This is a genomic window from Tibeticola sediminis (assembly GCF_003843835.1).
Lineage (GTDB): Bacteria > Pseudomonadota > Gammaproteobacteria > Burkholderiales > Burkholderiaceae_C > Tibeticola > Tibeticola sediminis.
Window position 1 is genome coordinate 1 of sequence record NZ_RKQL01000001.1, and the last position, 13,680, is coordinate 13,680.

General features: G+C 68.1%; 11 protein-coding genes, 1 pseudogene and 1 riboswitch. Of the genes and pseudogenes, 2 read left to right on the forward strand and 10 right to left on the reverse strand.

Annotated features, from left to right (window positions below; translation table 11 throughout):
• Positions 1-193 precede the first annotated feature (193 nt).
• Positions 194-1,027, forward strand: a complete 834-nt coding sequence (gene proC / locus EDC62_RS00005; RefSeq protein ID WP_124219104.1) for a pyrroline-5-carboxylate reductase — start codon at positions 194-196, stop codon at positions 1,025-1,027.
• Between the two features lie 50 nt (positions 1,028-1,077).
• Here the strand turns inward: proC and ubiA are convergent, their stop codons facing one another.
• The 9 genes from ubiA to recQ form a co-directional block, all read right to left on the reverse strand.
• Entirely contained in the window at positions 1,078-1,956 is an 879-nt protein-coding gene (gene ubiA / locus EDC62_RS00010; RefSeq protein ID WP_124219106.1) for a 4-hydroxybenzoate octaprenyltransferase, read from the reverse strand.
• Positions 1,957-2,009: 53 nt separating this feature from the next.
• Positions 2,010-2,972, reverse strand: coding sequence for a LysR substrate-binding domain-containing protein (locus EDC62_RS00015; RefSeq protein WP_124219108.1), 963 nt, complete (start codon positions 2,970-2,972; stop codon positions 2,010-2,012).
• Between the two features lie 16 nt (positions 2,973-2,988).
• A complete protein-coding gene (gene recG / locus EDC62_RS00020) occupies positions 2,989-5,106 on the reverse strand; it encodes an ATP-dependent DNA helicase RecG (RefSeq protein ID WP_124219110.1) in 2,118 nt (705 codons plus the stop codon).
• 125 nt (positions 5,107-5,231) lie between these two features.
• Positions 5,232-6,329, reverse strand: a complete 1,098-nt coding sequence (gene amrS, locus EDC62_RS00025) for an AmmeMemoRadiSam system radical SAM enzyme (RefSeq protein WP_245968698.1) — start codon at positions 6,327-6,329, stop codon at positions 5,232-5,234.
• Positions 6,322-6,930 carry an AmmeMemoRadiSam system protein A gene (amrA, locus tag EDC62_RS00030; RefSeq protein ID WP_124219112.1) on the reverse strand — a complete coding sequence of 203 codons (609 nt, stop codon included), beginning with the start codon at positions 6,928-6,930 and terminating at the stop codon, positions 6,322-6,324. Before amrA ends, amrS begins: the two co-directional genes overlap by 8 nt.
• The gene (gene amrB, locus EDC62_RS00035) at positions 6,908-7,735 is read right to left on the reverse strand and encodes an AmmeMemoRadiSam system protein B (RefSeq protein WP_124219114.1); all 828 of its coding nucleotides are present in this window, start codon (positions 7,733-7,735) and stop codon (positions 6,908-6,910) included. Before amrB ends, amrA begins: the two co-directional genes overlap by 23 nt.
• Before the next feature lie 211 nt (positions 7,736-7,946).
• A complete protein-coding gene (locus EDC62_RS12925) occupies positions 7,947-8,090 on the reverse strand; it encodes a hypothetical protein (protein WP_170158992.1) in 144 nt (47 codons plus the stop codon).
• Positions 8,091-8,203: 113 nt separating this feature from the next.
• A complete protein-coding gene (locus EDC62_RS00040; RefSeq protein ID WP_124219116.1) occupies positions 8,204-9,403 on the reverse strand; it encodes a threonine ammonia-lyase in 1,200 nt (399 codons plus the stop codon).
• Between the two features lie 97 nt (positions 9,404-9,500).
• On the reverse strand, positions 9,501-11,369 hold the full coding sequence (gene recQ, locus EDC62_RS00045) for a DNA helicase RecQ (RefSeq protein ID WP_124219118.1): 1,869 nt from the start codon (positions 11,367-11,369) through the stop codon (positions 9,501-9,503).
• A gap of 128 nt (positions 11,370-11,497) precedes the next feature.
• Here recQ and EDC62_RS00050 point away from each other — a divergent pair.
• Positions 11,498-12,541, forward strand: a pseudogene (locus tag EDC62_RS00050) (homocysteine S-methyltransferase family protein); the annotation flags it as partial.
• A gap of 88 nt (positions 12,542-12,629) precedes the next feature.
• On the opposite strand, the gene EDC62_RS00055 reads toward EDC62_RS00050, so the two are convergent.
• Positions 12,630-13,337: a hypothetical protein gene (locus EDC62_RS00055; protein WP_124219122.1), complete on the reverse strand. Its 708-nt coding sequence runs from the start codon at positions 13,335-13,337 to the stop codon at positions 12,630-12,632.
• A 247-nt stretch (positions 13,338-13,584) separates the two neighbouring features.
• Positions 13,585-13,677: riboswitch (S-adenosyl-L-homocysteine riboswitch) on the forward strand.
• Positions 13,678-13,680 lie beyond the last annotated feature (3 nt).

The following is a 13,680-nucleotide window of genomic DNA, read 5'->3' on the forward strand; positions in this document are numbered from 1 at the left end:
CCGGTAAAACCCCCGGATGCGGTACCCAACGTGGTGGATTTGCATGGCACTCCTCTTGGTTCACAGGAGTGCCAAAGGTTTCTGAGCTTATGCAGACATTCGGATCGTTGTAACCCCGAAGAGTCGGCTCGGAGCGGGCGCATCGGCCCTCGCGCACCCGCCCGGCGCGGCGGGAAGTTGCGAAAATGTCCGCATGAATACGCCCAACACCTCTCTCCCCGAGCCGATTGCCTTCATTGGTGGCGGCAACATGGCCAGCGCGATCCTGGGTGGTTTGTGCCGCCGCGGACTGCGCCCGGATGCTTTGCTCGTCGTCGAGCCGCACGCGGCCGCGCGCGAGCAGCTCGAGGCACGCTTCGGCGTGCGCACGCTCGCGCAAGCTGGCCCCGAGCTCGCGCGCGCCTCGCTGATGGTCTGGGCGATCAAGCCTCAGGTGTTCGCGCAGGCCGCAGCCGCCGCCGCGCCCTGGGCTGCGACCGCTTTACACCTGAGCGTGGCCGCAGGCATCCGGACCGAGAGCATCGGCCGATGGCTGGCCAGCGAGCGCATCGTGCGCGCCATGCCCAACACGCCGGCGCTCATCGGCCAAGGCATTTCGGGTTTGTATGCCCGAGCAGCAGTGACGGCGGACGAACGTCGGTTGGTCGAGTCGGTGCTCGAAGCCACGGGCGCCTGTCTGTGGGTGGATGAAGAAGCTCAACTGGACGCGGTGACCGCCCTGTCGGGCTCCGGCCCGGCTTATGTGTTCTATTTCCTCGAGGCGATGCGCGAGGCCGGCGCCCAGATGGGGCTGAGTGCCGAGCAGGCCTACCGGCTCGCCATCGCGACCTTCAGCGGCGCGGCCGCGCTGGCGCAAGCCAGCGAGGAAAGCCCCGAAACCTTGCGCGAGCGCGTGACCTCCAAGGGCGGAACGACGCATGCCGCGTTGACGGCGCTCGAGCAGGCGGGCGTGAAGACGGCGTTCATCCAAGCCCTGCTCGCCGCGCACGAGCGCGCGCGCGAGCTGGGCGACGCGTTTGGCGGCTAAGGCAACGCTCCGCCAGCCACTCTGGCACCACGTGACGCGCGAGGGGCTGGTTAACGGAAAGCGCGCTGCAGCACGAGGCCCGCGAACAGGGTGAACCCGAGCCAGTGATTGAGCCGAAACGCCCGGAAGGCGCCGGCCGGGTCGCGGCGGCGGATGAGGACGATGTGCCAGGCGACTTGGGCCAGCGCCACCCCGGCCACTATGAAAAATAGAGCATCTCGAGCCCAAATTTCGCCGGGGTAGAGCCAAAAATAAAGGTAAATCAGGTAAAAGGCCGCGATCGCGGGGACGTCCCAGCGGCCGAGCGTGATGGCCGAGGTCTGGATGCCGATTTTGAGGTCATCCTCGCGGTCGACGATGGCGTACTCTGTGTCATAGGCCAGCACCCAGAACAGATTGCCCGCCAGCAGCCACCAGGCCAACGGCGGCACCTGGCCCTGCACCGCGGCAAAAGCCATGGGAATGCCAAAGCTGAACGCCACGCCGAGGACCGCTTGCGGCATCGATACGAAGCGCTTGGCATAGGGATAAACCACGCTGATCGCGAGCGCGAAAAACGACCAGGCAACGGCTGCGCGGTTGGTGGTGAGCACCAAGCCAAATGCCAGCAGCGCCAGCACCGCGCCCACGGCCAGGGCCTCGCGCACATCGATGCGGCCGCTGGTGACCGGCCGAGCGGCCGTGCGCCGCACATGGCGGTCGAAGTTGCGGTCGGCCACGTCGTTGATGCAGCAGCCCGCGCTGCGCATGAGGATGGTTCCGAGCGTGAACACCGCCAGCAAATGCCAGCCGGGAAAGCCATCGGCCGCGATCCACAGCGCGCTCAGCGTGGGCCACAGCAACAGCAGCCAACCCGCGGGGCGGTCCCAGCGGATCAGATCGAGGTACAGCGGCAAGCGATCTCGGAGGCGGAACACGTCGGTGGACATCGGGTGGGTGGGTAAACAGGGCGCGAGGCGAGGGTCAACTGCCGGATTTAGGCTCAGGACAACCGGGTCACGCCCGGCAGCTCGCAGGCGTAGACCGCATTGCGCAGCGCGGCAATGGCCTCGTAACGCGGGAAGCTGCGGCGCCAGGCGAGCACGACCCGGCGCGAGGGGGGTGCTGCGCCATCAGCATCGACCACAGGCAGGTAACGCACGAAGCCTTCGGCTTTCTTGCCGCGCTTGGGCGCACACAGGGCTTCGGCGGGCACCGACAGACGCGGCACGAGCGTGACACCCATGCCCGCGGCGACCATGTGCTTGATGGTTTCGATGGACGAGCCTTCGAAGCTCTTCTGGATGCCCTGCGCATGGCTGGAATAGCGCGCGAATTCGGGGCAGACCTCCAAGACATGGTCGCGAAAGCAATGGCCGTTGCCGAGCAGCAACAAGGTCTCATCCTTGAGCTGCTGCGACGTGACCGAGCTCTGCGTCGCCAGCGGATGACTCAAAGGCACCGCGGCATAAAACGGCTCGTCGTACAAGGGCGCGATGGCCAGCCCGGTGTCGGGGAACGGCTCGGCCATGATCGCGCAGTCGAGCTCGCCGGTGCGCAGCATCTCCAGCAAGCGCGCGGTGAAGTTCTCCTGCAGCATCAGCGGCATCTGCGGCGTCGCAAGAATGATCTGACGCACGAGGTCGGGCAGCAGGTAGGGGCCGATGGTGTAGATGACGCCGAGCTTGAGCGGCCCGGCGAGCGGGTCTTTGCCGCGCCGCGCGATTTCGCGGATCTCGGCCGCCTGCTCGAGCACGACCTGCGCCTGGCGCACGATCTCGGCCCCGAGCGGCGTCACCGTGACTTCCGTGGCCGAGCGCTCGAAGAGCTTGCATTCGAGCTCGTCTTCGAGCTTCTTGATCGCCACCGACAGCGTCGGCTGCGAGACGAAACAGGCTTCGGCCGCACGACCGAAATGCTTCTCGCGCGCGACGGCGACGATGTATTTGAGTTCGGTCAGGGTCATCGCGGACAGCAGCGTTTCAGGCTTTGAGAAAGTCGGATTTTCCCCCGAGCCAGCGCGCCACGTGACGCGCGGCCAAATCGGGGTGGCGTTCGAGCAATTGCGGTGCCACCCGCCGCGCCCATTCGAGCAGCGCCGCGTCGGCGGTGAGGTCGGCAAAACGCAACAGCGGCGTGCCCGACTGGCGCGCGCCGAGGAACTCGCCGGGGCCGCGAATGGCGAGGTCGCGCCGTGCAATTTCAAAGCCGTCGTGTGTCTCGACCATGGCGCGCAGCCGCTCCCGCGCCGTCTCGCCCAAACGCCCGCCCTCGGGTGCCTCATAGAGCAGCACGCAGGCCGAGGCGGCAGCACCCCGACCCACCCGGCCGCGCAACTGGTGCAACTGACTCAGGCCGAAGCGCTCGGCATGTTCGATGACCATGAGGCTGGCGTTGGGCACGTCCACGCCGACTTCGATGACGGTGGTGCTCACGAGCACGCCGACCTCGCCCGACGCAAACGCCGCCATCACCGCGCGCTTGTCGGCAGCCGGCATGCGCGAATGCAGCAAGGCCACCGTGACGCCCGGCAACGCGGCGGTCAGCTCGGCGTGTGTGGCGGTGGCATTGCGCAGGTCGAGCGCCTCACTCTCCTCGATGAGCGGGCACACCCAATAGACCTGGCGGCCCTGCGCGAGCTGGCCGCGGATGCGCTCGACCACCTCGCCGCGCCGCGCGTTGGAGAGCACGCGCGTGAGCACCGGCGTGCGCCCCGGCGGCAGCTCGTCGAGCGTGGAGACATCGAGGTCGGCGTAGTAGCTCATGGCCAGCGTGCGCGGAATCGGCGTCGCCGACATCATCAGCAAATGCGGCTCGAAGCCGTTGGCGGCCTGCTTGTCGCGCAAAGCCAGGCGCTGCGCGACGCCAAAGCGGTGCTGCTCGTCGATGATGGCCAAGCCCAGCCGCGCAAACTGGACCTGCGCCTGTATGACCGCATGCGTGCCCACGACCAGGGCCGCCTGGCCCGAGGCGATGCGCGCGAGCGCCGCGGTACGCTCGGCCTTCTTCTGGCTGCCGGTGAGCCAGGCCACCTCGACGCCCAGCGGCGCCAGCCAAGCCACGAGCTTGCCGAAGTGCTGCTCGGCGAGCAACTCGGTCGGCGCCATCAGCGCACATTGCCAACCCGCATCGATCGCGACCGCAGCCGCCAGCGCCGCGACCACCGTCTTGCCCGAGCCCACATCCCCCTGCAGCAGCCGGTGCATGGGCCGCTCGCGCGCGAGATCGGCCGCGACTTCGGCCACGACCCGGTTTTGCGCACCGGTCAGCGCGAACGGCAGCGCGGCGAGCAAACGCTCGGGCAGCGCCTGTGGGCCAGGCGCCGACACCAGCACCGGCGCGCGCAGGCGTGCACGTTCGCGCCGCGCCTGGGCCTGCGCGAGCTGCTGCGCGAGCAGTTCCTCGGCCTTGAGCCGCTGCCAGGCCGGATGCTGCCGGTCTTCGAGCGTCTGCGGGCACTCCGTGGGCGGCGGTTGATGCAAAAAAGTGAGCGCCAGGCGGCCATTCCACGCTGGGGAAAGCAGGTTTTGATCCAAAAACTCGGGCGGAATGGTCTCGGAGAGGTCGGCGCGCTGCAGCGCCTGCGCAATGGCGCGACGCAAATAGGTTTGCGGCAAGCCCGCCACCGTGGGGTAGACCGGCGTGAGCGAGCTGGGCAGGGGCGACCCTGCGACCGACAGCGTCGGGTGCATGACCGTCAGGCCAAAGAGGCCGTGGCGCAGTTCGCCGCGCACCCGCACGCGCGCGCCGACTTCGAGCGCGCGGCGCGTCGTGGGATAGAAATGGAAGAAGCGCAGCTCGCAACGCGCACCGCCATCCTCCACGGTCGCAACCAGCTGGCGGCGGCCGCGGTTGACGACTTCGCAGGCCGTCACCGTGGCCTCGAACTGAACCACCTCGCCCACTCGGGCATCGACCAGCCGCACGAGGCGGGTCGCATCCTCCCATCGCAGCGGCAGGTGCAGCACCAGGTCCATGTCGCGCACCAGGCCAAGCTTGCGCATGGCCTTTTGCGGGCCGCTCAGCGCCGCGGGCTTCGCTGGCGGCGGTGCCGACGAAACCTCGGGTGCAGCGGGAGCGGACGCGGGTGCGACAGGCATGGGCGCATTGTCGCGCCAGCAGCCGGGCCGCGGCCAGGGTCTGAGGGCAACGCTGAATCAGTGCCGGCGATGGCACCGCCCGAAGCCGAGATGCGAGGCGCGCGAGGGACTGGTCCGGCCTTGCCTCAACCCATCCGGATCGGAATGCGGCGGCGTCCGAAGTGCCCGGCCTGGGTGTCGAAGCGGCCCGCGATGGCAGCGCCACAGTCGGGGCAGTGGCCGTCGGGCGTCAAGCGGTAGCTGCGGATCTCGTACCAGTCGCGCTCGATCAACGCGGCATGGCACTGCGGGCAGTAGGTGGTGTCGCCTTCCGGGTCGTGCACGTTGCCGGTGTAGACGTAATGCAGGCCTTGCTCGAGCGCCATGCGGCGTGCGCGACGCAGCGTCGCCGGTGGCGTGGGCGGCACGTCGGGCATTTTGAAGTCCGGGTGAAAGGCCGAAAAATGCAGCGGCACGTCGGGCCCGAGTTCGCGCGCGACCCATTTCGAAAGCGCGGTGAGCTCCGCATCCGAGTCGTTGTGACCCGGGATCAAGAGCGTGGTGATTTCGAACCACACCGAGGTCTCGTGCTTGAGGTAGACGAGCGTATCGAGCACCGGCTGCAGATGCGCGCCCGTGAGCTTGAAATAAAAGTCCTCGGTGAAGGCCTTGAGGTCGACATTGGCGGCGTCCATCTTCGAGAAGAAGGCGCGTCGCGGCTCGGCGTGGATGTAGCCCGCCGTGACCGCCACCGTCTGAATGCCGCGCGCGTGGCAGGCATCGGCCGTGTCCATCGCGTACTCGGCGAAGATGACCGGGTCGTTGTAGGTGAAGGCCACACTCTTGCAGCCGGTCTGCAGCGCCGTCTCGGCGATCGCCTCGGGCGAGGCCTGATCCATCAGGCGATCCATGTCGCGCGACTTGCTGATGTCCCAGTTCTGGCAGAACTTGCAGGCCAGGTTGCAGCCCGCGGTGCCGAAAGACAGCACCGCGCTGCCCGGATAAAAGTGATTGAGCGGCTTCTTCTCGATCGGGTCGACGCAAAAGCCCGAGGAGCGGCCATAGGTGGTGAGCACCATCGCGTCGCCGACGCGCATGCGCACGAAGCAGGCGCCGCGCTGCCCTTCGTGCAGCTTGCAATCGCGCGGACACAGGTCGCACTGGATGCGGCCGTCGTCGAGCTTGTGCCACCACTGCGCGGGGTGCAGGCTTTCGGGGGTTTGCATTTCGATGATTTCAGACATCAGTGCGCTTCTCGGATCCGGATTCAACGTCGCTCTCCCGCCACTTCTCGACGGTGTAGCGCTGCAGCCGCACCCCGGTATCCCAAAAGTCGGGCGGCAGGCCCGCCTTGGCCACGAGGTGCTGCAGAAAAACCTCGGGCTCGGGCAGTTGCTCCCAAACCTGGGGCAAAAAAGTGCTGCGGTACGGGCCCCAGCTGAAGATCACGCCGTCGACGCCCGGGCGCAGCGCCCGCAGCGCTTCGGCCCGACTGTGCACGGGGATCGGTTGCGGAGGCGAGAGCAGCGACACCTCGACCTCGGTGCGCGGCAGTTCGTCCGCCGACAGGGGAGCAAAGCGCGGGTCTTCGAGCGCCGCGGCAACCGCGTTGGCCTGCACGTCCTCGCGCAAGCGCCGGTGTGCGACCAAGGACCCGATGCAACCACGCAGGGTGCCGCGCTGGGTCAGCGTGACAAAGGTCGCGCCCGGCGCGTCGAGCGCGGCTTCGACTGCCTCGGAAAACGGCGGCAGTGCGTGGCCGGGCATCCCGAGCGCGCGCTCGATCGCCGCACGCGCGAGCCTCAGCAAGGCACGGCCCAACTCAGGCGTGGCCGGGTGCGACATGGCTAGGCTCCGTGAAACTCAAGGCGGCATAGCCCACGACGCGCGAGCGGTCACCCGCGGTGTCGCCGGAATTGCGCAGATCGAGCAGATGCGGGTGCAACCCATGCCGGCGCGCCGCGAGCAACAGGCCGTTGACCGGCGTGGCACCGCATGCCTGCTCGTGGTCGAGCACCGGACGCAGCTCCAGCATGGTCTGGACCGACTCGGCGTCGAGCCGCCGCGCCTCACCGTAGGGGTGGTAGTGCGACAGATCGGAACTCACGACGATGAGCGTCTCGGGGCCGCCCCAGAGCCGCTCGAGCACCTCGGCCACCTCTTCGGCGCTGGCATCTCCAACCGCGAGCGGCACCAGGCTGAAGCGGTCGAGCACGGCTTGCAAGAACGGCAACTGCACCTCGAGCGAATGTTCCCACGCGTGCGCGGCCGGGCTTTGCACGACTTGCGGCAGGTCGGCGATGGCGGCGAGCGCTGCACGATCGATCGGCACCGTTCCGAGCGGCGTCGCGAACGCCTCGACGCCCGGCCAGGCGATGCCTCGCACCGGCACGCGGTGGACCGGCCCGAGCAGCACGACGCGCTGGATCTGATCGCGCCACGGAAGCAACTGAGCGTAGGCCTGCGCGGCGACGGGGCCCGAATACACATACCCAGCGTGCGGGACGATCAAGGCCTTGGGAGGATGCGCGGAGGCCGGCGATGGGTTCGATGCCGCTTGCTGCAGCATCGACTCGACTTCTTGGGCAAGCACATAAGGCTGCCCGGGATAAAAGGCGCCGGCAACGGCAGCGGGGCGGATCTGCGGCATGGTCCCTCCTGTGGCCTCGCGGCCCAATGACCGCGTCGGCAGGAAACATGCGCCCGGAGACCCAAAAAATCAAGCCACCCGGCACAGGCCTGGGTGGCTCGATGCTCACCTCTTGAAAGCGCTGCCCCTTGCTTCCGTGCGGCCCGAGGGCCGATCGGCGGGGCTAAACCGCGCTTGTAAAAAGCTGAAAAAACGGCCGGAGCCGTCCCGTTCAGGCCATGAAAACGGCGATGAAGGCGAGCAGGAAGATCAAAACGCCCCCGGCCACCGGGATCACCAGCGGGGCGTATTTGGTCACTTCCTCGATCGGGTCCTGGGTTTGCGCGTCGTCGTGGGCCGGGGTTGCTGCAGACATGATTTGATTTTCCTCAATGGTTGAGCCTTCGGCGCGGATTCTAACGGTGGGCTCTGAATTTCGACAACCGCAGCTGGGATGCGCGACGCGCGGGGACTTGTTCGGCGTTGCCTTCAGTACGAAGCGGCCTCGAAGCCCGCCGCCTGCAGGCGCTCGATCAGTTCGCGGATATGGGTCGGCCCACGGGTCTGCAACACGAGCTCGATCTCGACGTTCTGGGCCGGCAGCGCTGAGAACGCCCGCTGGTGATGCACCTCGTCGATGTTGGCGCCCGCTTCGGCCACGATGGCGGTGATGCGCGCGAGCGCACCGGGCACGTCGCGCGCATGCACCCGCAGCCGCGTGAGGCGGCCGGCGCGCACCATGCCGCGCTCGATCAAGGCTGCGAGCAGCAGCGGCTCGATGTTGCCGCCGCAAAGCACCAGGCCAACGCGGCGGCCGCGGAAACGCTCGCCGTGTCGCAGCACGGCCGCCAGGCCCGCCGCACCCGCCCCTTCGACGACGGTTTTTTCGATTTCGAGCAGCATCAGCACGGCCTGCTCGATGTCGGCCTCGTCGACCAGCAGCAGGTCATCGACCGTCTCGCGGATGATCGCCTCGGTCAGCCGGCCGGGCGCGCCGACGGCGATGCCCTCGGCGATGGTGGAACTGCCCTGCGGCCACTGCGTGCCCTTGATGGCGTTGACCATGGCCGGAAAGCGCTGGGTCTGCACGCCAAAGATCTCCAAGCCCGGTTTGAGAGCGCGCGCGGCGACCGCCATGCCGGAAATCAAGCCGCCGCCCCCCACGGCTACGACGAGCACGTCGAGTTCGGGCACGTCGCGCAGCATTTCCAGCGCCACCGTGCCCTGGCCGGCGATGACGTCGGGGTCGTCATAGGGGTGGACGAAGACCAGCCCGCGCGAGCGGGCGAGCGTAAACGCATGCTCCCGTGCCGCCTCGAGCGTGTCGCCGTGCAGCACCACCTCGGCACCAAAGCCGCGCGTGCGCTCGACCTTCACGCCAGGGGTGTAGCGCGGCATGACGATCACCGCAGGGATGCCCAGGCGCTGCGCGTGGTAGGCCACCCCCTGCGCATGGTTGCCGGCCGACATCGCAATGACACCGCGCGCGCGCTCCTCAGCGCTGAGCTGCGCGAGCTTGTTGCAAGCGCCGCGCTCCTTGAAGGACGCGGTGAACTGCAGGTTCTCGAACTTGAGGAACACCTGCGCGCCCACGATTTCCGAGAGCGTGCGCGAGGCCACGCATGGCGTGTGCAGCACCTGCCCAGAGAGACGCTGGGCGGCGGCTTCAATGTCTACGGCTCGAATCATCGGCGGATTGTGCCGCCGTTCGCGTCGCAAACCACGCTCGACAAGTCCCTCGCGCGCCATCGCGGGGATGGATCGCGCGCGACTCCAAACCGGCGCTTCAGCGTGCCCGGCAAACCTCGATCAGCGCCGCGCCGTAGCGCTCGAGCTTGACCGAGCCAATACCGCTGATCTGCGCGAGCGATTCGAGGTCGGCGGGACAGCGCTCGGCGATGGCGGCGAGCGTGGCGTCGTGGAAGATCACATAGGCAGGCAGTTGGTGCTCGCGCGCCACGTCGGCGCGCCAGGCCTTGAGCGCCTCGAAGCGGGCCTGGGCGGCTGCGTCGAGCGCCGCAGCCGCTGCCGCGACACGGGGCGTGGCTGCGCGTTCCCGGCGGCGCGCGCCCGCGGCGCTGGCGGTGGCGACCTCGCGCAGGCGCACGGGGCGCTCGCCGCGCAGCACCGCGCGCGAGGCCTCGGTGAGCACCAGGGTGTCGAAGCTTCGCCCGCTGGCGAGTGCCACCGGCTGCACGGCGAGCGCGCCGGTGGCGAGCAGCTGGCGCAACACCGCGCGCAACTGCGGCTCGCTGTAGGCCGCGCCGATGCCGAAGGTGCTGAGTCGTTCATGGCCGTGCTGCTGCACTTTGTCGGTCGCTTTGCCGCGCAACACATCGAGGATGTGGCCGGCGCCGAAGGCCATGCCGCTCGTCTGCTGCACCCGGTAGATGGTCGAGAGCAACATCCGCGCCGCCTCGGTGCCGTCCCAGGTGGTGGGGGGCTGCAGGCAGTTGTCGCAATTCATGCACGGTTCGCTCGACTCGCCGAAGTAGGCCAGCAGCCGCACGCGGCGGCAGTCGGTGCTCTCGGCCAGGCTCAGCAGGGCGTCGAGCTTGCCGCGCAGCACGGCCTTGAACTCGTCGGGTGCGGGGCTCTCGTCGATCATGCGGCGCTGGTTCACCACGTCCTGCAGGCCGTAGGCCATCCAGGCGTCGGCGGGCAGGCCGTCGCGGCCGGCGCGGCCGGTTTCCTGGTAGTAGCCCTCGATGTTCTTGGGCAGGTCCACATGCGCGACGAAGCGCACGTCGGGCTTGTCGATGCCCATGCCGAACGCGACGGTGGCGACCATCACCAAGCCGTCCTCGCGCAGGAAACGGTCCTGATGCGCCTGGCGCACCTCGGCAGGCAGGCCGGCGTGGTAGGGCAGGGCCTCGATGCCATGGCGGCAGAGGGTGTCGGCCAGTTCCTCGACCTTGCGGCGCGACTGGCAGTAGACGATGCCGGCCTCGCCGGCATGCTCGCGTTCGATGAAGCGCACGAGCTGCGCGGTCGCATCGCGCTTCTCGACGATGGTGTAGCGGATGTTGGGCCGGTCAAAGCTGCTGACGAACAGCCGCGCGTCCTCGAGCTGCAGCCGCTCGATGATGTCGGCGCGCGTGAGCGCATCGGCCGTCGCCGTCAAGGCCACGCGCGGCACACCGGCATAGCGCTCGTGCAGCACCGACAAACCCCGGTATTCGGGTCGGAAGTCATGCCCCCACTGGCTCACGCAGTGCGCCTCGTCGATGGCGAAAAGCGCAAGCCGCCCCTGCGCATGCAAGGTGTCGAGCAAGGCGAGAAAGCGCGGGGTCGTCACACGCTCGGGCGCGGCGTAGAGCAGCGTGAGGTCGCCGCGCAGCAGGCGACGCTCGACCTCGGCCGCCTGTGCGGCATCGAGCGTGGAATTGAGCAGCTCGGCCGCGACGCCCAGCTCCCGCAGCGCGCCGACCTGGTCGTGCATGAGTGCAATCAAGGGCGAGACGACGAGCGTGGTGCCGTGGCCCGATCGTGCGCGCGCGATCGCCGGCACCTGGTAGCACAGGCTCTTGCCCGCGCCCGTGGGCATGAGCACCAGCGCGTCGCCGCCGGCGGCCACGTGCGCGACGATCTCGGCCTGCGCGCCGCGAAAACTCGGGTAACCAAATACCTGCTGAAGGATGGACAGGTCGGACAAACAAAAACCTCAAAAACAATAGCAAACACCGACCATTTCACGCCGGGGATCAGCGGTTTTTGTTCAAAAAAACCGATGGCGCGGCGCACGCGGCATGGGGCGGGCCATGCCTTTCTACAATCGTGGGCATGAAACCCCTGCACTACACCCGCGCGGCGCAGCTGCCCGAGATTCTCGCGCAGCGCATCGTCATCCTCGACGGCGCCATGGGCACGATGATCCAGCGCTTCAAGCTCACCGAAGCCCAGTACCGGGGCGAAGGCTGCCGCGGCGAGGGCTGCCCGGGCGAGCGGTTCAAGGACTTCCCACGCGACGTCAAGGGCAACAACGAACTGCTCTCGATCACCCGGCCCGACCTCATCCGCGACATCCACGAAAGCTACCTCGCCGCCGGCGCCGACCTGATCGAAACCAACACCTTTGGTGCCACGAGCATCGCGCAGGCCGACTATGGCATGTCCGATCTGGCGCGCGAGATGAACCTGGCCTCGGCGCGCATCGCCCGCGCGGCTTGCGACCAATTTCAAACGCCCGAGCATCCGCGCTTCGTCGCTGGTGCGCTCGGCCCCACGCCCAAGACCGCGAGCATCAGCCCCGACGTGAACGACCCCGGGGCGCGCAATGTCACATTCGAGGAACTGCGCGCCGCATACCTCGAGCAGACGCTGGCACTGATCGAAGGCGGCGTCGACGTGCTGCTGGTCGAGACCGTGTTCGACACGCTCAACGCCAAGGCTGCACTGTTCGCCATCGAAGATGCCTTCGACGCCACCGGCGAGCGGCTGCCGCTCATCATCAGCGGCACCGTGACCGACGCCTCGGGGCGCATCCTCTCCGGACAGACCGTCACGGCGTTCTGGTACTCGGTGCGGCACGCGCGGCCGCTGGCCGTCGGCCTCAACTGCGCGCTCGGCGCGGCGCTCATGCGCCCCTACATCCAGGAACTCGCCAAAGCCGCGCCCGACACCTACATCAGCTGCTACCCCAACGCGGGTCTGCCCAACCCCATGAGCGACACCGGCTTCGATGAAACCCCCGAAGTCACGAGTCGGCTGTTGCGCGAATTCGCCGCTGAGGGGCTGGTCAACATCGTGGGCGGCTGCTGTGGCACCACGCCGCAGCACATCGGCGCGATCCACGACGCGGTCGCGCCGCTGGCCACCCGCAAGCTCGGCGCCGCCGGCCCGTTTCGGCGCGACGAAGCCAGCACGGGCAACGAACGCGGCGGATCAAGCCCCGAACATCCGGCGAACGCCCCCGTCAGCCAATGACGAGGCAGCCCATCAGCATCAGCGTCACGAGTTCGCGGCTGAGCTGAGCCTCGTCGCCTCCGACGCGGCGAGCGATGTCGGCAAAGGTCCGGGGGCCGCTTTGAAGCAGGTGCAGCAGCTCGAACTGGCGCCCGCGAACCAAAGAAAAATTGAACGGCGGCGTCTCGCGCAACACCAGCGGAGCATGGCGCCAGTGGCGCGCGAGCGCCTGGTCGCCCGCCGGGCCCAACAAGGAAAAGCGCCATTGAATCGCGTCGGCGGTCGTCACGCGCCAGCCCCGTGGCGGCTGCGCAGCGCCCATTGGACGCGGGCGCCAAGACAGTTCGCCCAGCTCGTGCACGTCGACGCGATCGCGCACGAACACGGTATTCGTGTCGGGCCGGAAGATCGCCAACATCGCTCCATCGCCTGACGTGATGTGCGCGCAATGCCCGGGGAAAGCGCCCAGCTGTCGACGCAACTCGACCAACACGGGCGCAAGCGCCACGTCCACATTGATTTCGCTGGCCGGCTCGCCCGGCGCCGCCTGCTGTTCATCGGCGGGCTGCTGGAGCAGCCACGAGCTGACCGGCAGCTCCTGCAGCTGCGCGAGCTCCTCATCGAAGCGGCGACGCAACGCTTCCCGGTCCGCCGGCTGCGACACCGGCTGACTCGAAGAAACGGTCACGCCACCCACCTGGCCCCGAGGAACGCGCACGAAAACCTCACAGTTCGCTGAAAAAGACTGGCGACCCCACACAAACAGGCCGAAAACCACGCCCGATGGAGAAGCGCACAGAGCCCACCCGGGTCACGATACGGGCCACTCCGAAATCGACCCACCCTCGTGTTTGGGGTTCATTCTGCCGGCTTGACCAGGGAGCGTCAAATGCGCGCCCGCGCACACTGGGCCGTGGGATGCGCGACACACGGGGGACTGATTCAGCGTTGCCTTAAAATCTGCGGCCTCCAAGGAGCGTTGCAGCGGGCCGGTGGCCCGTCAGGCTTGGACCGTATCTTCCCCGCGGCGGCGCCGCGCACAACGACGCTCACCTGTACAC